Annotated in this window: 18 protein-coding genes; 9 read left to right on the forward strand and 9 right to left on the reverse strand. The window is 71.4% G+C overall.

Translation table 11 applies throughout. The features are described 5' to 3' along the window. Positions 1 to 3: 3 nt before the first annotated feature. Together OQ02_RS13695 and OQ02_RS13700 are read right to left on the reverse strand one after the other, a co-directional pair. A complete protein-coding gene (locus OQ02_RS13695; RefSeq protein WP_033438783.1) occupies positions 4 to 3,564 on the reverse strand; it encodes a DEAD/DEAH box helicase in 3,561 nt (1,186 codons plus the stop codon). 106 nt (positions 3,565 to 3,670) lie between these two features. After that, positions 3,671 to 4,798: an alkaline phosphatase family protein gene (locus OQ02_RS13700; RefSeq protein ID WP_051772274.1), complete on the reverse strand. Its 1,128-nt coding sequence runs from the start codon at positions 4,796 to 4,798 to the stop codon at positions 3,671 to 3,673. Between the two features lie 83 nt (positions 4,799 to 4,881). Here OQ02_RS13700 and OQ02_RS13705 point away from each other — a divergent pair, with 83 nt between their 5' ends. From OQ02_RS13705 to OQ02_RS43730, 5 genes are all read left to right on the forward strand, one after another. Beyond that, positions 4,882 to 7,209: a phosphoketolase family protein gene (locus OQ02_RS13705; protein WP_033438784.1), complete on the forward strand. Its 2,328-nt coding sequence runs from the start codon at positions 4,882 to 4,884 to the stop codon at positions 7,207 to 7,209. Position 7,210: 1 nt separating this feature from the next. Next, a complete protein-coding gene (locus tag OQ02_RS13710; RefSeq protein WP_033438785.1) occupies positions 7,211 to 8,284 on the forward strand; it encodes an acetate/propionate family kinase in 1,074 nt (357 codons plus the stop codon). A 107-nt stretch (positions 8,285 to 8,391) separates the two neighbouring features. Further along, positions 8,392 to 9,930 carry an extracellular solute-binding protein gene (locus OQ02_RS13715; RefSeq protein WP_081915607.1) on the forward strand — a complete coding sequence of 513 codons (1,539 nt, stop codon included), beginning with the start codon at positions 8,392 to 8,394 and terminating at the stop codon, positions 9,928 to 9,930. 65 nt (positions 9,931 to 9,995) lie between these two features. Further along, entirely contained in the window at positions 9,996 to 10,763 is a 768-nt protein-coding gene (atpB, locus tag OQ02_RS13720; protein WP_033438787.1) for a F0F1 ATP synthase subunit A, read from the forward strand. A 41-nt stretch (positions 10,764 to 10,804) separates the two neighbouring features. After that, complete coding sequence (locus tag OQ02_RS43730; RefSeq protein ID WP_156077035.1) at positions 10,805 to 10,981, forward strand: hypothetical protein; 177 nt, start codon at positions 10,805 to 10,807, stop codon at positions 10,979 to 10,981. Between the two features lie 15 nt (positions 10,982 to 10,996). Here OQ02_RS43730 and OQ02_RS13725 read toward each other — a convergent pair whose 3' ends face one another. The 3 genes from OQ02_RS13725 to OQ02_RS13735 are packed head-to-tail and all read right to left on the reverse strand — an operon-like array spanning position 10,997 to position 12,979. Next, positions 10,997 to 11,476 carry a hypothetical protein gene (locus tag OQ02_RS13725; RefSeq protein WP_033438788.1) on the reverse strand — a complete coding sequence of 160 codons (480 nt, stop codon included), beginning with the start codon at positions 11,474 to 11,476 and terminating at the stop codon, positions 10,997 to 10,999. A 22-nt stretch (positions 11,477 to 11,498) separates the two neighbouring features. Next, positions 11,499 to 12,119: a TetR/AcrR family transcriptional regulator gene (locus OQ02_RS13730; protein ID WP_033438992.1), complete on the reverse strand. Its 621-nt coding sequence runs from the start codon at positions 12,117 to 12,119 to the stop codon at positions 11,499 to 11,501. A 50-nt stretch (positions 12,120 to 12,169) separates the two neighbouring features. Then, the gene (locus OQ02_RS13735; protein ID WP_033438993.1) at positions 12,170 to 12,979 is read right to left on the reverse strand and encodes a class I SAM-dependent methyltransferase; all 810 of its coding nucleotides are present in this window, start codon (positions 12,977 to 12,979) and stop codon (positions 12,170 to 12,172) included. 95 nt (positions 12,980 to 13,074) lie between these two features. On the opposite strand from OQ02_RS13735, the gene OQ02_RS13740 reads away from it, so the two are divergent. Continuing rightward, positions 13,075 to 13,407, forward strand: coding sequence for a YnfA family protein (locus OQ02_RS13740; RefSeq protein WP_033438789.1), 333 nt, complete (start codon positions 13,075 to 13,077; stop codon positions 13,405 to 13,407). Positions 13,408 to 13,412: 5 nt separating this feature from the next. Here OQ02_RS13740 and OQ02_RS13745 read toward each other — a convergent pair whose 3' ends face one another. Together OQ02_RS13745 and OQ02_RS13750 are read right to left on the reverse strand one after the other, a co-directional pair. Next, the gene (locus OQ02_RS13745; RefSeq protein WP_033438790.1) at positions 13,413 to 14,375 is read right to left on the reverse strand and encodes a pirin family protein; all 963 of its coding nucleotides are present in this window, start codon (positions 14,373 to 14,375) and stop codon (positions 13,413 to 13,415) included. A gap of 58 nt (positions 14,376 to 14,433) precedes the next feature. Further along, positions 14,434 to 15,285 carry a peptidoglycan-binding domain-containing protein gene (locus tag OQ02_RS13750; protein WP_156077036.1) on the reverse strand — a complete coding sequence of 284 codons (852 nt, stop codon included), beginning with the start codon at positions 15,283 to 15,285 and terminating at the stop codon, positions 14,434 to 14,436. 445 nt (positions 15,286 to 15,730) lie between these two features. Between OQ02_RS13750 and OQ02_RS13755 the strand changes: the two genes are divergently transcribed. Both OQ02_RS13755 and OQ02_RS13760 read left to right on the forward strand, forming a co-directional pair. Continuing rightward, positions 15,731 to 16,039: a hypothetical protein gene (locus OQ02_RS13755; RefSeq protein WP_081915608.1), complete on the forward strand. Its 309-nt coding sequence runs from the start codon at positions 15,731 to 15,733 to the stop codon at positions 16,037 to 16,039. 177 nt (positions 16,040 to 16,216) lie between these two features. After that, entirely contained in the window at positions 16,217 to 16,477 is a 261-nt protein-coding gene (locus OQ02_RS13760) for an antitoxin (RefSeq protein ID WP_051772276.1), read from the forward strand. A 154-nt stretch (positions 16,478 to 16,631) separates the two neighbouring features. Here the strand turns inward: OQ02_RS13760 and OQ02_RS13765 are convergent, their stop codons facing one another. Beyond that, on the reverse strand, positions 16,632 to 16,868 hold the full coding sequence (locus tag OQ02_RS13765) for a hypothetical protein (protein WP_033438792.1): 237 nt from the start codon (positions 16,866 to 16,868) through the stop codon (positions 16,632 to 16,634). Between the two features lie 110 nt (positions 16,869 to 16,978). Continuing rightward, positions 16,979 to 17,365 carry an ATP-binding protein gene (locus tag OQ02_RS13770; RefSeq protein WP_033438793.1) on the reverse strand — a complete coding sequence of 129 codons (387 nt, stop codon included), beginning with the start codon at positions 17,363 to 17,365 and terminating at the stop codon, positions 16,979 to 16,981. Positions 17,366 to 17,579: 214 nt separating this feature from the next. On the opposite strand from OQ02_RS13770, the gene OQ02_RS13775 reads away from it, so the two are divergent. Beyond that, on the forward strand, positions 17,580 to 17,912 hold the full coding sequence (locus tag OQ02_RS13775) for an STAS domain-containing protein (RefSeq protein WP_033438794.1): 333 nt from the start codon (positions 17,580 to 17,582) through the stop codon (positions 17,910 to 17,912). Positions 17,913 to 17,959: the final 47 nt, after the last annotated feature.

The following is a 17,959-nucleotide window of genomic DNA, read 5'->3' on the forward strand; positions in this document are numbered from 1 at the left end:
GGGTCAGTGCCGCGCGCCCAACCCCCGACGTGGACGTGTGGGCGGTGGGGGCGGGGCTTCGGTGGTGGTGTCCAGGGTCGTGTAGGTGTCGAGCCAGCCCGTGGCGCGGTAGTCGCCCCGTCGGGTGAACACGGCGACGCCGGTCTCGGTCAAGTCGTCGTCCTCCGTCGCGGGGTACGCGATGGTCGCCGACGACGAGGGCGCCGTCCAGGTCCGACCTCGCCAGGCGATCGCGGTGGCCCCGGAGCCGCCGGTGACGGTGGCCTTGTCGGCGTGGGCGGTCAAGGTGTGGTTGGTGGTTCGTTCGCGCAGCAGCGCGGTGTAGCCGGCGTGGTCGAGGACGCAGCCCGCCGGCGATCGGCCCGGCTGCCAGTCCGGTGCGCGGACGCCGCGTGCCACGGCCGAGCGCCACAAGGCCGGGACCACGTCCTTCAGGTGGGCGCGGGTGGCCATCTCCTCGCACATCCACAGCAGCCTGCCCGCGCCGCGGGTCGGTGCCAGCGCCCGCCAGCGGACGCGGTGGTCCAGGTCGGCGGCCACCACGGCGATCCACGGGTGCACCGTGCCCAGCACGCCCTGCGCGGCCAGCCACGCCAGGAACCGCGGCGCCTGTTCGTACACCGGGTGCAGGGTGGCCATCGGGATGCCGCCGGCCACCCGCCGTCCCCTGCCCGGTTTGCCCGTTTCGAACAGGTGCGGTGAGCGGGCCGCCAGCAGCAGCGCCGCCCAGGCCAGGTCACCGGGCGCGGTCGTCGTCTGGGAACCCAGGCCCTTGACCGACGTCGTGTTGGTGATCTGCGACGTCTTGCCGCCCGCCTTGATCACCGTGGCCACCGCCGGTCGCACCGGCTCCGGCACCGGGATGCCCGCCAGGTCGCGCACCGCCACCGACAGCACGAGGCTCAGGGCGTTCTCCGCCTCGTCCGGGTCGTGCGGCACGGGCAGCAGGGCGAGGGTGCGGCGCAACCGGTGCCCGGTGTGGGTGGACACCATCATCCGCGCGGTCAGCCGACCCAGCTCGGTGATCGCCAACCGGCCGTCGGTCAGGGTCAGGTGACCCTCGTCGACCAGGAACTCCGCAGCTTCCTGCACCGGTTCCAGGTCGTCGTCGCCCTGCGCGTGCGCCAGCGTCTCGACCCACCACGCCTGCGCGTCGTCCATCGTCCCGATCCGGCCTTGCAGCACCTCGGCCAGCACGTGGTCGGGCAGCGAGTCGCGGATGCGCGAGTACACCGAGTAGCCGGCCACCAGCCTGGTCTGCCAGTCGGCGCGCTGCGTCTCGTCCACGAGCAGGTACGACCAGCCCTCGGTCTCACCGGCCCCGATGCGTCCCGCCCGGCCGAACATCTGGAGCACGGTCGAGGTGTCGATCGGTTCGCCGCCGATCGAGACGTCCCTGACGATCACGGCGCGCGCGGGCAGGTTCACGCCGGCCGCGACGGTGGACGTGGCCACCAGGACGTCAGCCTCACGCGCGCGGAACGCCCGTTCGGCGGCGTGCTTGTGCTCGTAGTCGGCGTAGTGGAGGCGGACGCCGACGTCCGCGCAGACCTTCGTCAGGCCGTCGACGTCGTCGGCGGCGACGGTGTGCACGGGCGCGCCCCGGTCGGCCGCGATCGCCATCGCCGTGGAGCGGACGTTGCGCTTGGAGCCGCAGAACACGAGCACGCTGCCGCCCTCGGCGGTGTGCCGGTGGGTCAGGTCGAGCACGGCCTGTTCGCGTCGGCGGTTGTTCGCGGCGAACCCGGACGCCGCCGGGATCGTCGGCAGCTGCCACGTGACGCGGGACGGTCGCCAGGTCGTGGCCACCAGGTCCGCTTCCAGCCACTCGGCGACCTCGGCGGCGTTCGAGACCGTCGCGGAGAGGCCGACGATCCGGACCGGCGAGTCGGTGCCCCGGACCCTGGCCAGCAACGCTTCCAGCAGCGCGCCGCGGCCGGGGCTGCCGAGCAGGTGGATCTCGTCCACGACCAGGCAGCCGACCTCGCCGAGGGCCGCCTGGAGCGAGCCGGCGCGGCAGATCGCCTCGAATTTTTCGGTCGTGGCGACCCACAGGTCGGCGGCTTTGACCGCTTCGACGTCGACGGTGTACTCGCCGGACAGCCGTTCGACCCGCAGGCCCTGTGCGCGCCACGTTTCGAGTTCGCGGTCGAGTTCGTCGGTGAGGGAGCGCTGCGGGACGAGCCAGGCGGCCTTGCGGCCCTCGTCCAGGATCGACTTCAGCACGGCGAGCATCCCCATCGCCGTCTTGCCCGCACCGGTCGGCGCGGTGATCAGCAGGTGGGAGTCACCGTCCATCAGGTGCGGGGCGGCCTGCGCCTGGGCGGGGTTGAGCACGGGGAACGGCAGGAACCGTGCCCAGTCGGCCGGGACGAAGCGGGTGACGGGCACCGGGTCGGGGATGTCGCCGGGGTCGACCGGTTCGTGCAGGTCCCACAGCACCTCGAAGGCCAGCCGCGCGGCCCGTGCGCCGTCCCCGACCACCGCCTCGCACCGCTCCGGCACCACGCCGCCGACGTCGGACAACCAGGCCGACGCGGCGCTCGTGGTCACTTCCTCCTGTTCGAGCCAGTGCCGGACAGAGCGGAAGGGCACCCCGGCCCGATCGAGCCGCGCCCGCAACCCGTCGAACTCGGCCCGCTCCGGCAGCACCACCCGCGCGTCGACCCCCGGTGGCAGATGGGGTACCTCCAGTGCCGGGTCCACCGTCTTGCACCACCACACGGGCCGCGACTCCAGCGCGGCCAACGCCGGCGGCAACACCGGAGCACCGGCGTCACGAGTCGCCGGCGCAACCTCCGAACCGGCGAGGATCGACCTGATCCGAGCCGCCATCGCCACGGTCGAAACCCGCCGCACCGGCCGCACCGACCCAGCCTCTGCCGCCGCCCCCGCCATGCCCGGAGCCCGCGCCTCGGCCTCGACACCCGCGACCCCGAGCTCCGTCTCGACTCCCGCCCTCTCCGGCGGCAACGCTGGTCGGGGGTCGGGGGAGCCCGGTTCGGCGCCCGGCGCTGTGTCAGAACGGGGCCGACGCGTATCGGTCGGGCGATCTTGGCGCGGCTGCCGGGGCGGCTCCTGACCAGGGCTCTGGTCCGCGCTCCGGGGTCGGTCCAGGGTCCGGTGTTCGGCCTGGGGCCGGCTCTGCCCAGGTGATCGGTCCGGGCGCTGGGGCGGTTTCGCGGCCGGCGGGCGGACGGGGCGGGTGTTGCGGGCCAGGGCTTCCAGCTGCGCGTCTTCGGCCAGGCGGCGGGTCACCGCGTCGGGGCGCAGTTCGCCCAGCACGGACCGCTGCGAGAGCTTCAACTCCCGCAGCGTGAACGAGGCGGGGCACGCGGGGCACACGACGGCGGCCTGCAACTGCTGCCGACCACGGTCCGGGTGCGCCCGGTACAGGCCGTGGAGCTCGCCCTCGCAGGTCGGGCACCGCCGGTCGACGGGAACGGGGGACACCTGCCAGCCCGGCTCGGCGTACCGCGCGATCGCCGGCTCCGGGCGGACGCCCCACCTGGCTTCCGCGACCCCGGCGACCGACGTGTCCACGACGGGCGAGCCGTGCTCCACTCATCGCCTCCATCCCGGTCACCGGCCGTCGACCCGCACGGGCGGGCCGACACGTGATGCTATGCCGAACGCCCGTTCGGGTGGTCTTGGCGGGGGGACGGGTGGATCAGGTGGCCACCAGCGCCGGGATGTGCTGCTCCTCCTCCGTCAGCGACCCGTGGTGACCCACGAAAGTGGTGGCACTCGGCTCGACCGTCGAACGCACCAACGCCAGCGAACCCCTCGCCGCCACCACCAGGTCACCGATCCGCGGCAGCACGTGGTCCGCCACCCGGGGTCCGAACCAGCCGGCCGCCACCGCCTCCGAACGGGACACCACCCACGCCCGATCGCCCAGGCGCTCGGTCCACCGCCCGCGCACACCGGCCACGTCCGACGTGTAGACGTGCCGGATCCGCGGCTCGCCGCCGAGCACCCGCACACCCTCCCGCAACCCGGCGTCCGCGTCGAAGTCCACCCGGTCGTCCGCCGCCACCATCCCGTGATCGGCCGTCACGACCAACGCGCCCCCGCGCGGCAGGCCGTCCGCCAGCGCCGCCGCCAACCGGTCGACGAACCGCAACTGCCACAGCCACGGGTCACTCCCGGGCCCGTACACGTGCCCGAGCGCGTCGAGGTCACCGTGGTACGCGTAGCAGAGCACCCGGTCGTCCGACCGCATCGCCTCCGCCACCCGCGCCACCAGGTCGCCGAACCCCAGCACCGCCTGGAACCGCCCACCCCGCAGCGCCGCCCGGGACAGCCCGCTGCCCTTCTGGTCGCGCGGCAAGACGAGCCGCACCGCCACCCCCGCGTCGGACGCCGCCTCGAACGCCGTCCGCCGGGGCTGCACCTCCTCCGGCACCAGCACGGACCGCAGGTCGACGTGCTCGGGCACCCCGTACCGCGACCACCGCAACGCGTTCAGCACCTCGGCGCCGTCCTCGAACGAGTACCCGACCAGCCCGTGCTCGCCGGTCGGCAACCCGGTGCCCAACGCCGCCAAACTGCTCGCCGTGGTCGACGGGAACCCCGCGGTGATCGGCGAACCGGCCAACGAGGCCAGGAACGGCGCGTCGGAGGCGTGCTCCCGCAACAACCGCCACCCGAGGCCGTCCACCAGCAGCACGCACACCCGCGACGGGCCGGAGATGCCCAGCACGTCCACCATCCCCGGCACGCCCAGACCGGCGAGCAACGAGGGCACCACGTCAGCGAGCGAACCGCCCCCGTACCGGGGCACCAGCGGATCCATGGCACCCGACCCTAGTCCGCCGGCTTCGAGAGTTCGCCGGCTTCGAGTTTCGGGCGGTGGTGATCAGAGCTAGCGTCGGGTGCATGGTGTCGACCGCGACGGACGACCTCGACCTGCTGGACGCCTACTGGCGTGCGGCCAACTACCTGTCCGTCGGGCAGATCTACCTGCTCGACAACCCGCTGCTGCGCGAGCCGCTGCGCCCCGAGCACGTCAAACCACGCCTGCTCGGCCACTGGGGCACCACCCCGGGCCTCAACCTGGTCTACGCGCACATGAACCGCGTGATCCGGCAGCGCGACCTGAACGCCCTGTACGTCGCCGGTCCCGGTCACGGCGGTCCGGGCCTGGTCGCGAACGCCTACCTGGAGGGCACCTACAGCGAGGTGTACTCCGGCGTGGGCGAGGACGCCGACGGCCTGCGCGCCCTGTTCCGGCAGTTCTCCTTCCCCGGCGGCATCCCCAGCCACGTCGCGCCCGAGACGCCCGGCTCGATCCACGAAGGCGGCGAACTCGGCTACTCCCTCCTGCACGCCTACGGCGCGGTGTTCGACAACCCGGACCTGCTGGCGGTGTGCGTGATCGGGGACGGTGAGGCGGAGACCGGGCCGTTGGCCGCGAGCTGGCACTCGAACAAGTTCCTCGACCCGGCCCGTGACGGCGCCGTGCTGCCCGTTCTGCACCTGAACGGGTACAAGATCGCGAACCCGACGGTCCTGGCGCGCATCCCGGAGGACGAGCTGGCGTCGTTGCTGCGCGGTTACGGCCACACGCCGCACTTCGTCGTCGGTGACGAGCCCAAGGCCGTGCACGAACAGCTCGCGTCCACTTTGGACCGCGTGCTGGACGACATCGCCGAGATGAGGTCCGCGAAACAACGCCCGCCGTGGCCGGTGATCGTGCTGCGCACCCCGAAGGGCTGGACCGGACCCAAGGAGGTGGACGGCCAACCGGTCGAGGGCACGTTCCACTCGCACCAGGTGCCGCTCGCCGGCACCCGCACCGACGCCGGGCACCGCGCCAGGCTGGAGGAGTGGTTGCGCAGCTACCGCCCCGAGGAGCTGTTCGACGACAACGGCCGGCTGGTGCCCGAACTGCGCGCCCTCGCGCCGACGGGCGATCGGCGGATGAGCGCGAACCCGCACACCAACGGCGGCCGGCTGCTGCGCGACCTCCGGATGCCCGACTTCCGCGACCACGCGGTGACCGTCGACCGGCCCGCCGCCGCGAGCAGCGAGGCCACGAAGGTGCTCGGCGCGTTCCTGCGGGACGTGGTGCGCCTCAACCCGGACAACTTCCTGGTCATGGGTCCGGACGAGGTGGCGTCGAACCGGCTGTCCGAGGTGTTCGACGTGACCGGCCGCAAGTGGCGGGCGGCGACCGTGCCCGGTGACGACCACCTCGCGCCGGACGGCCGGGTGCTCGAAGTGCTGTCCGAGCACCTGTGCCAGGGCTGGCTGGAGGGCTACCTGCTGACCGGCAGGCACGGGCTGTTCACCAGCTACGAGGCGTTCATCCACATCGTCGACTCGATGCTCAACCAGCACGCGAAGTGGCTGAAGACGACCCGTGCGATCCCGTGGCGCGCGCCGCTCGCGTCGCTGAACTACCTGCTGTCGTCGCACGTGTGGCGGCAGGACCACAACGGGTTCAGCCACCAGGACCCGGGCTTCCTCGACCACGTGGTCAACAAGAAGGCCGAGATCGTCCGCGTGTACCTGCCGCCGGACACCAACACGCTGCTGTCGGTGGCGGACCACTGCCTCCGCAGCAGGCACTACGTCAACGTGATCGTGGCGGGCAAGCAACCCGCGCTCACCTACCTGGACATGCCGGACGCGGTCGCGCACTGCACGCGCGGCGTGGGCATCTGGGACTGGGCGGGCACCACCGAGGGCGAGCCGGACGTGGTGCTGGCGTGCGCGGGGGACATCCCGACGCTGGAGACCCTAGCCGCCGCGAAATTGCTGCGTGAACACCTGCCGCAGCTGAAGGTGCGGGTGGTCAACGTCGTGGACCTCATGCGGCTGCAACCGGACACCGAACACCCGCACGGCCTGCCCGACCGTGATTTCGACGCCCTGTTCACCACCGACAAGCCGGTGGTCTTCGCCTTCCACGGCTACCCGTGGCTCATCCACCGCCTCACGTACCGCCGCGCGAACCACGTCAACCTGCACGTGCGCGGCTACAAGGAGGAAGGCACCACGACCACACCGTTCGACATGGTGATGCTCAACGACCTGGACCGGTTCCACCTGGTCATGGACGTGATCGACCGGGTGCCGTCGCTGGGCGGTGCGGCGGCGTCGCTGCGCCAACGCATGTCGGACGCCCGCCTCGCCGCACGCAGGTACACCCGCGAGCACGGCGAGGACGACCCGGCGATCGCCGACTGGACGTGGAGCTGACGTGCGGGTCCTGGTCGTCAACGCGGGCTCGTCCAGCCTGAAGCTGCGGCTGCTCGCGGCCGACGACGAGGTGGAGCGCACCGCCGACGTCGAACCCGATCCCGCCCGCCTCGGCGACGTCCTGGAGGACTGGCCCACGCCGGATGCGATCGGCCACCGGGTGGTGCACGGCGGCACCCGGTTCACCGACCCGGTCGTGGTCGACGACCTGGTCCGCCGGGCGCTGGTGGACCTGACCGCGCTCGCGCCGCTGCACCAGCCGAAGTCGCTGGCCGGGCTGGACGCGGTGCACCGGCTGCTCCCGGACGTCCCGGCGGTAGCGTGCTTCGACACCGCCTTCCACACCACCATCCCGCCCGCGGCTGCCACCTACGCGGTGCCCCAGGAGTGGCGGGAGCGGTACGCCATCCGCCGTTACGGCTTCCACGGACTGTCCCACGCCTACTGCGCACGGCGGGTGGCCGAACTGCTGGGCCCGAAGCGCCTCGTCACCTGCCACCTGGGCGCGGGCGCCTCCCTCACGGCGATCGCCGACGGTCGCAGCGTCGACACCACCATGGGGTTCACGCCGCTGGAGGGCCTGGTCATGGCGACCAGGTCGGGCACCGTCGACCCCGGTCTGGTGCTGTGGCTGGAGGAGCACGAGAAGCTGTCGCCGCACGAGGTCGCGACCGCGTTGGAGGAACGGTCGGGCCTCACCGCGCTGGCCGGCACCGGTGACATGCGGGAGATCGACGCCAGGGCGGCGGACGGCGACCCCGATGCCGTGCTGGCGCTGGACGTCTACACGCATCGGCTGGTCGCGGGCATCGCAGGGATGGCCGCAGCCCTGGGCGGACTGGACGTGCTCGCGTTCACCGGCGGCGTCGGCGAGAGGTCCGCCACCGTCCGCCGCCGTGCCGCCGAACGCCTGGCTTTCCTCGGCGTCACCGTCGATGACGGCCTCAACGAGCGGGTCGACGGCGACAGCGACATCAGCGGCCCGGACGCCACCGCACGGACCCTCGTCATCACCGCCAGGGAAGACCTGGAGATCGCGCACGGCACCCGCGCCGCCCTGCGCGACGGAGACTGACCTTCCGCAATAGTGCGGTTTTCCCTTTATTTGTGGCTGTTGGCGGATTGACACACCCGGTTGAACCGACGTTACTTGGCTCGTCGCGTAATGCGGAGGGGTGGGGAATGGCGGAGCCCGGGGGACACTGGAGTCCCCGCTTTCGCGGTGTCCTGATCGCGCTCATGCTGCTGGTCGGCATCGCTGTGACCATGGTGTCCACCCTCTCGTTCGCGGAGCTGGAGCAGTCGTGGACGCCCGGTTCCGTGGCGCGGGCCGTGCTCGGTGCGGTGTTGGCGTTGATCTCCGGCGTCTACGTCAACATCATGCTGGCGGTGATCGTCAGGCTGTGGCGCCGGCCGGAGTCGACGGACCTCCCGTTGGGCGATGCGGTCGGCAAGATCGGGAGCACGCTGCGGCGACCGTTGAGACGGCTCGGGATCGTGCTGACCGTCGCCGCGATCGTGGTGGCGGGTCTGGTCCTGCGCCCGCCGGACGTCGGTCCGGAGCCGGGCGGGCTGGTCATCATGACGGCGTTCAACGAGAGCGCGAACGACCCGCGGACCATCCTCTTCGAGCAGTGGAACCGGGCGAACCCGGAGAACAAGCTCGAAGTCGTCCCCGTGTCCGGCGAGCCCGACCAGCAGAACGCGCGGATGGTCAACGACGCGAAGCCGGGTGGGGCCAACCGCGCCGACGTCTACCTGCTCGACGTCGTGTGGACGGCGCAATTCGCGGAGTTCCAGTACATCCGGGAACTCGACCGGTCGGCCGCGTCGGGCGATTTCGTGCCCCGGGTCCTGGACACCTGCACCCATGGCGAGAAGTTGTGGGCCCTGCCGTTCAACACCGACGTCGGAATGCTGTTCTACCGCACCGATTTGGCCAAGGCGCCGGAGACTTGGGACGACTACCTCGGCAGTGCCGCGGCGATCGCGGCCGGGGCAGCGGGGGTTGAGGCGGCGAACGCGGCAGCGCTCGACGACGAGGAGATCCTCACCGTCGTCGCGTTGGAGGCCATGTGGGCGGCGGGAGGCGAGGCGTTCAGCCGGAACGGCCAAGTCGCCCGGAACGCGGACGAGAGCGCCGTCGAACTCGGGCCGGCCGACCTGGAGGGCATCGAGCGCCTGGCCAAGGCGTCCCGCGACCCCGCCATCGTGCTGAACGGGGCCCGGGCGACAACGGATGACGCGGCGGTCGGCGCGTTCGCCGCCGGGCGGTCGTTGTACATGCGCAACTGGCCGGTCGCGTACGACAAACTGGTCGACCGAGTCGAGTTCGCGGTCGCCGCACCGCCGACCGCGAGCGTGCTCGGCGGGCAGAACCTGGCGATCAGCGCGTCCACGGACAAACCGCGGGCCGCGCAGGCGTTGATCGAGTTCCTGACCAGCCCGTCCAGCCAGTTGATCCTGTCCGAGCTCGGCGGGTTCGCGCCGACCAGGCAGTCCGCGTACGACAACGGCAAGCGTCCCGACCTCCAGGAGATCCGCACCGCTCTGAACGACGCGCGCCGTCGCCCGGTCACGCCGCACTACGTGGAGTTCAGCCGGATGTTCCGCGAGGGCATCGCCTATGCGCTCACCGACCAGGACAGCCGGTTGCCGCCGGACCTGTGGAAGCGGTTGGCGGAGATCCTCAACCGGCCGGTTGTGGTGCCCACCGGGTGAAGGCACGGGTGCCGACCGCCGGATTCGGATAGGGTCTGTCCCCAGACCTTGGACGGGGGGCGCCCATGGCCGACAACACCTTCACACCGCCGGGTCCGGCGGACTTCTTCCCGCCGGCGATCTTCGGCGGGGTGACCAAACCGATGGTCCTCGTCGTGCTGTCGGTGGTGATCATCGCGGCGTTCTTCCTGATCACGAGCCGCAACCTCAAGCTGGTGCCGGGTCGGTGGCAGTTCGCCGCCGAGTCGGTCTACGACTTCGGGCGCAACTCGATCGCCCGCGAGCAGATCGGCGCGAAGGACTTCAAGCCGTACGTGCCGCTCATCCTGTCCCTGTTCACGTTCGTGCTGGTGAACAACATCTTCGGCATCGTGCCGCTGGTGCAGTTCCCGACGATGGCGCACATCGGCTTCCCCGCCGCGGTCGCGCTGCTGGTCGTGTTCCCGGTCTACCACTTCGTCGGGATCAGGCGGCACGGCCTCGTCGGGTACCTGCGCAACCAGTTCATCATCCCGGACGTGCCGAAACCGGTGCTGTGGCTGCTGCTCATCCCCACCGAGGTCATCCTCAAGTTCTTCTTCGACCCGGTGAACCTGGCGATCCGGGTGTTCGCCGCGATGTTCGCGGGCCACCTGCTGGTGATGGTGTTCGTGCTCGGCGGCGAGTTCCTGCTCCTCGAAGCCGCCCCACTGCTGAAACCGCTGGCCGCCGTCAGCTTCGCGCTCGCGATCGGCATCACCGCGCTGGAAGCGCTGATCCAGGTGCTCCAGGCGTACATCTTCGCGACGCTGAGCGCCCACTTCATCGGCCGAGCACTGGCCGCCCACCACTGAACCGGTGCCATGATGGTGGTTTCGGAGCACGGGAGGCCGCCATGTCCGCCCACCACGACGACATCGAGCTGAACCTGCCGGACGTGACCACCATCCCGCTGGACGCCTTGGCAGCGCTGTCGACGGAGCAGTTGGCGGAGGCCCAGCGGCGGGTGGTCAGCCGGGTGCTGTCGGGTGCGGAGTCCGAAGTCCAGGACCAGGTGAACTACAGCATGTGACCTATCGGAGACAGCTCACACCTCCGCGACCCAGTCGGTGATGCGTGGCCCGATCACACCCGGCAGCACGCCGAGGATCCGAGACGCCTCGAAGTCCCACAGCTGTCGGTGGATCACAACCATGGTGAACAGTGCGCTGAAGAGGGTCTTCGGCACGTCGGCCGCCGCGAACAGGTCCAACGCCCATCGGTGGCAGCGCATCGCCCACTCGAACCTGTCGGTCCGGCGGAACAGCTCGCCCAGCCGGTTGAGCGCCACGCCGAAGCCAGGCGGACCGACGACCGGTCGAGCGAGGGGAAGTTGCTCGTCGGGCTCGGCTACTCGCTCGGCTACCTCGGGCGCAACCGAAACCGCGATGACGTGCTTCCGCGACGCCCTGCCGCTGTTCCGACGGCTCGGCGATCGGGTGAGGCCGCGGTGGTCCAAGCAGGTGGTGAGGCCGAGCGTCGACTCGACGACCCGCCCGACCACGACGTTGCGCACCGAGTCGGTCACAGCACCAGGTTTACCAGCACCCCTACCGCGGCGTGACGCCGTTCAGCACGGCCGCCACCACCTTCTCCACGTAACCCGGCGGCACCTCGGCGGACGTCGTGGCACCGCGGTAGAGGCGGGGGAGGAGGAGTTCGTGGCACGCGCCGATGACCAGCGTGGCCACCGCGTCGGGATCGGTGCACGCCGCGACCCGACCTCGTTCCCGCTCGGCACGCAGGTAGTCGGCGAGCGCCGCGTGCAGCCCGCGCCCGTCGGCCGTCGGGTTCGGCAGCGCGTCGAACCGGGCGAGCACTTCCGGCTGACCCACCAGACCGGCGAACGCGGGCAGGAACGCGGCGTGCACGGCCAAGGCGTGCGTGACGAACGCGTGCAGGTTCTCCGCGAGCGTGCCGTCCACCGCCGGCCGCCCCACCCGCTCGTCCACCGCGCGGACGTGGGCGTGCAGGGCGAGCGCCAGCAGCTCTTCCTTGTCCTCGAAGTGGTTGTAGAGCACGCCGACCGCCACGTCCGCCGCACGGGCGATGTCGCGGACGGTGAGCCCCGCGGTGCCGCGGTCGGCGATGAGGCGGGTGGCCGTGGCGATCAAGTGGTCGCGCAGGCTCACGTCGCCGTCACGCAGTGCTGCTGCTCGTCGCGGTGCCATCACGTCGCATCGTAGGCCGTGCGTCGTGCCGGCGGGCTCGACGGTCCGCGTCAGGCTGTCGCAGTGACCAGCCGGGCGGTGCCCCGAAGCCGTACCGCGTCCGGACCGGCGTGCGGCGCGAGCGCCCGCGCGACGGACTCCCGGACCCGGTCCTCAGTGGACGGTGAGGCGCTCCGCAGGGCGAACCGGACCGGGCCCCAGCCCATGATGAACTCCGTCGCGTCGGCCACGTCCCTGCCCCACACGCCCTCCGCTTCCACCGCCTCGGCCTTGACGTCGGTGAACCCGGCGGCGGTGAGCACGCGGTCGATTACGGCCGGGTCGGACAGCGACAACGGGCCGGAATCGGTCGACGCCGGCCCACCGCCGACGGCGGAGAACACGTCGCCCAGGTCGCCGAGGTCGCGCATCGACAGGAACGCGAGCCGCCCGCCGGGCCGGAGCGCGCCGCGGATGTTGCCGAACGCCGCCACCGGGTCGGCGAAGAACATGATCCCGAACCGGCTCAGCGCGACGTCGAACGCGTGCGGCGGGAACGGGAAGACCTGCGCGTCACCCTGCTCGAACGCGACGTTGCCGACGCCTTCGTCCACGGCGGACGCCCGTGCGCGGGCCAGCATCGGGCCGGACAGGTCGAGGCCGGTCGCGTGCCCGGCACGCCGGGCCGCCAGCCGGGTGACCTGCCCGTTGCCGCAGCCGACGTCGAGCACCCGGTCCTGCGGCCCGATACCGGCGGCGGTCAGCAGCATCTCGTTGTAACCGCTGTTCACGGCGTCGTAGCGGGTCTGGTTGTCGGCCCAGTGGCCGCCTTCGTACCCGTTCCAGGCCTCGGCCTGATGGGTGTTGACGATGTCCGGCACCACGTGCCCCTCTCGGTGTGAACGCCTGTTCATGAACAACTGTTCACAACGAGGCCGCGTCTTGTCAAGCCATCCGGGGGTTTATCGTCGCGATCATGACCGTGGTCCGCTCGCTGGTGTTGTTCGCGCTGGCCGCGCTCGCCGAGATCGGCGGCGCGTGGCTCGTCTGGCAGGGGGTGCGGGAGCACCGCGGCCTGCTGTGGATCGGCGCGGGCGTGGTGTCGCTCGGCCTGTACGGGTTCGTGGCCACCTTGCAGCCCGACGCGCACTTCGGCCGGATCCTGGCCGCGTACGGCGGGATCTTCGTGGCCGGATCGCTCGCCTGGGGCGTGGTCGTGGACAAGTTCCGGCCCGACCGGTGGGACTACGTCGGCGCGGCGATCTGCCTGGTCGGCGTGGCCGTGATCATGTATGCCCCGCGTCCGTAAGGGTCCTAGGGCCTGGTGCGCGGCCGGAGGCGGGCGGTCGGCATGGGCGGTGCGGGCAGGCGGTCACCGGCGTAGCCCTCGACCCGGCCGAACCGCTCGGACTCCTCCTGCCACTGCTCGCGGTACCGGACGATGTCGTCGTGGTCGCGGCCGATGAAGTTCCACCACATCACCAGGTCCTCGCCGAGCGGTTCACCGCCCAGCAGGACCACCCGTGCGGGTTCGTCGGTGACGTTGGTCAGGTGCAACCTGGTCGCGCCGACGCCGACGTAACCGAGCGCGCCACGGGCGAGCGGCGTGCCCGCCAGCTCCACCGCGCCCACGTCGACCAGCACACCGTGCTCGAACGAGGTGTCGACGTCGAGCGCCAGCCGTGCGCCGGGTTCGAGCACGATCTCGGCGCCCAGCAGCGGGGTGAACGTGCGAACCGGTGACGTCTCGCCCGCGACGGTGCCGAGGAACACCCGTGCCGTCGCGCCGTCCAACCGCACCTCTCCGGGCACGTGGTGCTCGAACGCGGGCGGCGTGTCGCGGTGGGCGTCGGGCAGTGCGATCCACAGCTGGACGCCGTGCAGCACGGTCGTCGTCGGGGTCGACACCTCCGAGTGGCAGATGCCGCGACCGGCGGTCATCAGGTTCAACTCGCCCGGCCGCACCACCGCGTGCGTGCCGAGGCTGTCGCGGTGCTCGATCTCGCCGCTGAACAGCCAGCTCGCGGTCTGGAGGCCGGTGTGCGGGTGCGGCGCGACGTCCATGCCGCCGCTGACCGAGACGTCGTCCGGCCCGTAGTGGTCGGCGAAGCACCAGGCGCCGATCATGGACCGCGAGCGCCTCGGCAGCGTGCGCCGCACGGTCATCGCCCGCGGCCCGCCCAGCGGGACGTCACGCGGTTCGAGCACCTCGACCGCCGCGACGCCGGACGTGTTCTCGCAGATCAGCTCGGAGGGGTTCGTCTCCACGTTGCTCATCGCGACCCCGATCGCACGGCCATCGGGCCATCGTAGAACCCGGTGGTCGTGCTCCGCGCTAGCGCGAACGCAGGTATTCCTCCCAGGTCCGCTTCGGCGTGACCAGCGGGCCGTCGTCGGGGGCGCGGTTGGCCAGCCCGTTGAAGCCGAGGTAGTAGTCGCCCGCTTGGTGCTGTGCGCCGGAGGACTGGTCCGGGTCGCCGAGCGCGATGGCGTGGATGTGGTAACCCCAGTCGCCCTGCGCGGGCGTGCGGACCCAGGCCGCGAAACCGACCTGCCTCAGCACCCTCGCCACCGTGGTCCGGGTGGTCGCCGTCATGCCGGACACGGAGATGTCCAGCGCGCCGCCGCCGTCGTGCGTCCCGGCCGACCCGGGCACACCGCCGGGGTTGTAGGAGCCCTGGGTGATGCCCAGCGACCGGCCGAGCAGGCGTTCCGCCTCGACCAGCATCGCCTTGGTGCGGGTGTTCATCAGCGCGTTGTGGTACGTGACCCGGCTGCCCGCGGACACCGACCGGACGACGGTGTAGGTCGTCTCGCCGAGCAGCCGCAACGAGGTGGGTCCGGGCAGGCCCGACGCGTCGATCCCGGTGTAGCCGAGGGAACGCTGGTACGCCGCGTAGGCGTCGATGGTCCTGGTGCCGAAGTGGCCGTCCACGTACGTGGGCGACAGGTACCCCTTGGCGTCCAGTGCCCGTTCGACCCGCAGCACGCTGTCCCCGCTGCCCGGCGTGATGGCCGAGTCGGCGCGGCGCGGGTCGATCTGCGCGGCCTTGAGCACGGCTTCCATGTCGACGGTCGGCAGCGCGACGACCTGCGGTGGAGCCTGTGGCGCGGCGGTCGCGGGGGCGGCGAGGCCGACCGACCCGATCAGCACAGCGGCCAGTGCGGCGATCCTGACGTTGACCACGTCCACCTCCGGTCGACACCGACGAACGGAGGTAAGTCAAGCGCGAACCGGCCGTTCCTGGCAACGTTTCACTGCGGAAGCTCGTAGTTGGTTAGGTATTGACATGACGTCGGCGGGTCGGTGAGGGGACCGGTTTCCGGTCCTCCGGCGACCCCCTCGTACAGCCGTGACGGAACCGCGCTTCGTTGTGAGGGTGACCGGGGAGTAGAGTCCCCCTGGTTGGGGCACGAGCTGTCGGCACTCGGTCGGCGCGGTCCCCGGCACAGTCCGGCCCGCGGTTCGCGGCCGGGGACGGGAGCACCGGCTTGTCGCCGGACCATCCGTTCACATCAGCTACCCCCACTGCCCGCGGGCACGCCGGACCGAACTATCACGCCTCCGACGCGCGGGACGATGTCCGCTGTCGGCGTGGTGCGGCCCTGCAGGCGGGGGAGACGGGGTCTTCATGACGCAGACCAGACCTGGCCGATCACAAGGCGCCGCAGTGGGCTTCGCCGACGCGCGGGCCGCGGCCGACAGGGCGGAGACCGTCCAGCGCAACCAGGCCGCCCGCACCGTCGCGGACAACTCGGTCGACGCGAACGACTGCCGAGAGCTGCTGCTCATGCTCGGCCTGCCGGACCCGCCCACCGACGGCGCGCCCGTGCGCACGCAGAACGAGCGGGCTCAGGACCAGCGCGCGGCCGAGCAGCACGTGCCGGACTACGCGTACCAGGACCACACGTCGGACCCGTCCCGCCGGCCGGGGGTCTGATTCCGCCGTCGGTCTGGTGCGTACGTCGTGTTCGGACTGTCGTGCGGCGTTGCTCCTGCTCTTCGGGCTAACTCGACCGGGTGAGTTGCGGGTCCGGGTGCTTCGGACGCACCGATCCCCGGGTAGTCCTCGCAGAGAGTGTCCATGAGGGACACCCTTGGAGGAGGTCGAGCGCAGATGGGCATTGGCGACAAGTTCGACGACATGAAGAACAAGGCCAAGGACGCCCTCGGGCAGCACGGCGACAAGGTCGACGAGGGTGTCGACCGCGCCGGGCAGTTCGCCGACGAACGGACCGGTGGTCAGCACTCCGAGCGCATCCAGCAGGGCACGGAGAAGGCCAAGGAAGGTCTGGGCCGGTTCCGCGACCAGGACCAGTCCGCCGACCAGGACGAGACCCCCGGGCAGGGCCAGTACGGCGACCCGGACCAGCGGTAAGCAGCGCGAGAGTACGAGAGCGCGAAAGCACGATCAAGGGCCGTCCTCGACCGAGGGCGGCCCTTGATCGTGCCGTGCGTTGGTCTGCGCGGTCCCGGCGCGTTGTTCTGCGAGATCCCGGCGAACTGCGATGTCCCCGCGAGCTATGACGTCCCTACGAGGTCTTGGCGAGTCGCGATGCGAGCAGCTGCTTGCCCTGCTCGGCGCCCTTGCGGCTCTCACCCTGGGCGCGGCGGAAGAACTCGGCCAGCTCGCGGTCGCCCGCGCGTTCGGCGTCGGCGACGTAGGTCTCCAGCCGCAGGGCGTTGCTCAGGCACGCCTCTACGAACCAGATGATGTTGTAGTCCTTGTCCTGGGTGCCGGTCACCTGACCGGTTTCGGTCGTGGACACGTGAACTCCTCACTGGTCGGACAACCAGGGGATACCCGTTTCCGGGGCCTTGAACGCCGCGTACGGGTGATAGTGGCCAGGTGGCCACGTTGTCAGGTGCTCTCGGGTGATCAGGCGGCGAGCTCGGCCCAGACGACCTTGCCGTCGGACGTCGGCTCGGAGCCCCACGAGCGGCTCAGCGCGGCCACGATGATCAGTCCTCGGCCGCGGGCGGAGTCGACCTGCACCGGTCTCTGCTGGGGCGGCGCGGACGAGCGGTCGGCCACCTCGATCCGCACGCCGGACTCCGTGCGGATCACCGTCAGCCCCACCGGGCCGGCCGCGTGGTCCACCGCGTTGGACACCAGTTCTGTCACCACCAGGGCGGCGTCGTCCGCGACGTCTGCCGACAAACCCCAGGCTGACGCCGCGTCACCCACCACCCGCCTGGCACGCGCCGATGAGCCCGCCGAAGCGGGCAGCGTCACGGCCACCGGCGCCGCTGGCTCGTTGCGCACATCCGCTCCCCGTTGATCGGCCGTTACCGCATCGTCGCACATCCTCCGTTCGCGGTACCGACTGGTCGCGCCGACCGGCGTCGTGGCAGCGACGGGCGGCGGTGCGGTGACCGGTGCGACTGCGGGTCACATGGGCGGTGTGGTGCGTCCGGTGGCGGCGTGGCGGGCATGGGGTGGCGGCATGAGGTGCACCGGGTAGCTAGGCTCGGGCACCATGGAGTTGCAGGTGCGCAGTGAGGTGCGGGGCGACTGGACGGTTGTCGCGGTGTCGGGAGAACTCGACGCGGACACCGTCCCCGTGCTGTCCGACCGCCTCGAAGCGAGCACGGGCGCCCGGATGGTGGTGGACCTGAGCGGCGTGCCGTTCATGGACACCACCGGTCTCTCCCTGATGCTCGACTGGCACCGGCGCCTGGACGGCGTGGACGGCGAGTTCAGAATGGCGTGCCTGCAACCGGCGGTGCACAAGCTGTTCCGGCTGACCGAGTTGACCGAGGTCATGCACATCCACGCGACTGTCGAGTCGGCCACCGCGACCGCTTCGTGATCCCGGAGAGCTTCCGGAACGCGCCGCTACCCCGTGACCGGGCTTGG

This window comes from Saccharothrix sp. NRRL B-16314 (genome assembly GCF_000716595.1).
Taxonomy (GTDB): Bacteria; Actinomycetota; Actinomycetes; order Mycobacteriales; family Pseudonocardiaceae; genus Actinosynnema.

Coding starts and splice junctions, on each gene's coding strand:
- OQ02_RS13740 (WP_033438789.1), top strand. CDS start 13,075: ATGACCGTGGTCCGCTCGCTGGTGTTGTTCGCGCTGGCCGCGCTCGCC.
- OQ02_RS13730 (WP_033438992.1), bottom strand. CDS start 12,119: ATGGCACCGCGACGAGCAGCAGCACTGCGTGACGGCGACGTGAGCCTG.
- atpB (WP_033438787.1), top strand. CDS start 9,996: ATGGCCGACAACACCTTCACACCGCCGGGTCCGGCGGACTTCTTCCCG.
- OQ02_RS13705 (WP_033438784.1), top strand. CDS start 4,882: ATGGTGTCGACCGCGACGGACGACCTCGACCTGCTGGACGCCTACTGG.
- OQ02_RS43730 (WP_156077035.1), top strand. CDS start 10,805: ATGTCCGCCCACCACGACGACATCGAGCTGAACCTGCCGGACGTGACC.
- OQ02_RS13715 (WP_081915607.1), top strand. CDS start 8,392: ATGGCGGAGCCCGGGGGACACTGGAGTCCCCGCTTTCGCGGTGTCCTG.
- OQ02_RS13700 (WP_051772274.1), bottom strand. CDS start 4,798: ATGGATCCGCTGGTGCCCCGGTACGGGGGCGGTTCGCTCGCTGACGTG.
- OQ02_RS13760 (WP_051772276.1), top strand. CDS start 16,217: ATGGGCATTGGCGACAAGTTCGACGACATGAAGAACAAGGCCAAGGAC.
- OQ02_RS13755 (WP_081915608.1), top strand. CDS start 15,731: ATGACGCAGACCAGACCTGGCCGATCACAAGGCGCCGCAGTGGGCTTC.
- OQ02_RS13775 (WP_033438794.1), top strand. CDS start 17,580: ATGGAGTTGCAGGTGCGCAGTGAGGTGCGGGGCGACTGGACGGTTGTC.
- OQ02_RS13745 (WP_033438790.1), bottom strand. CDS start 14,375: ATGAGCAACGTGGAGACGAACCCCTCCGAGCTGATCTGCGAGAACACG.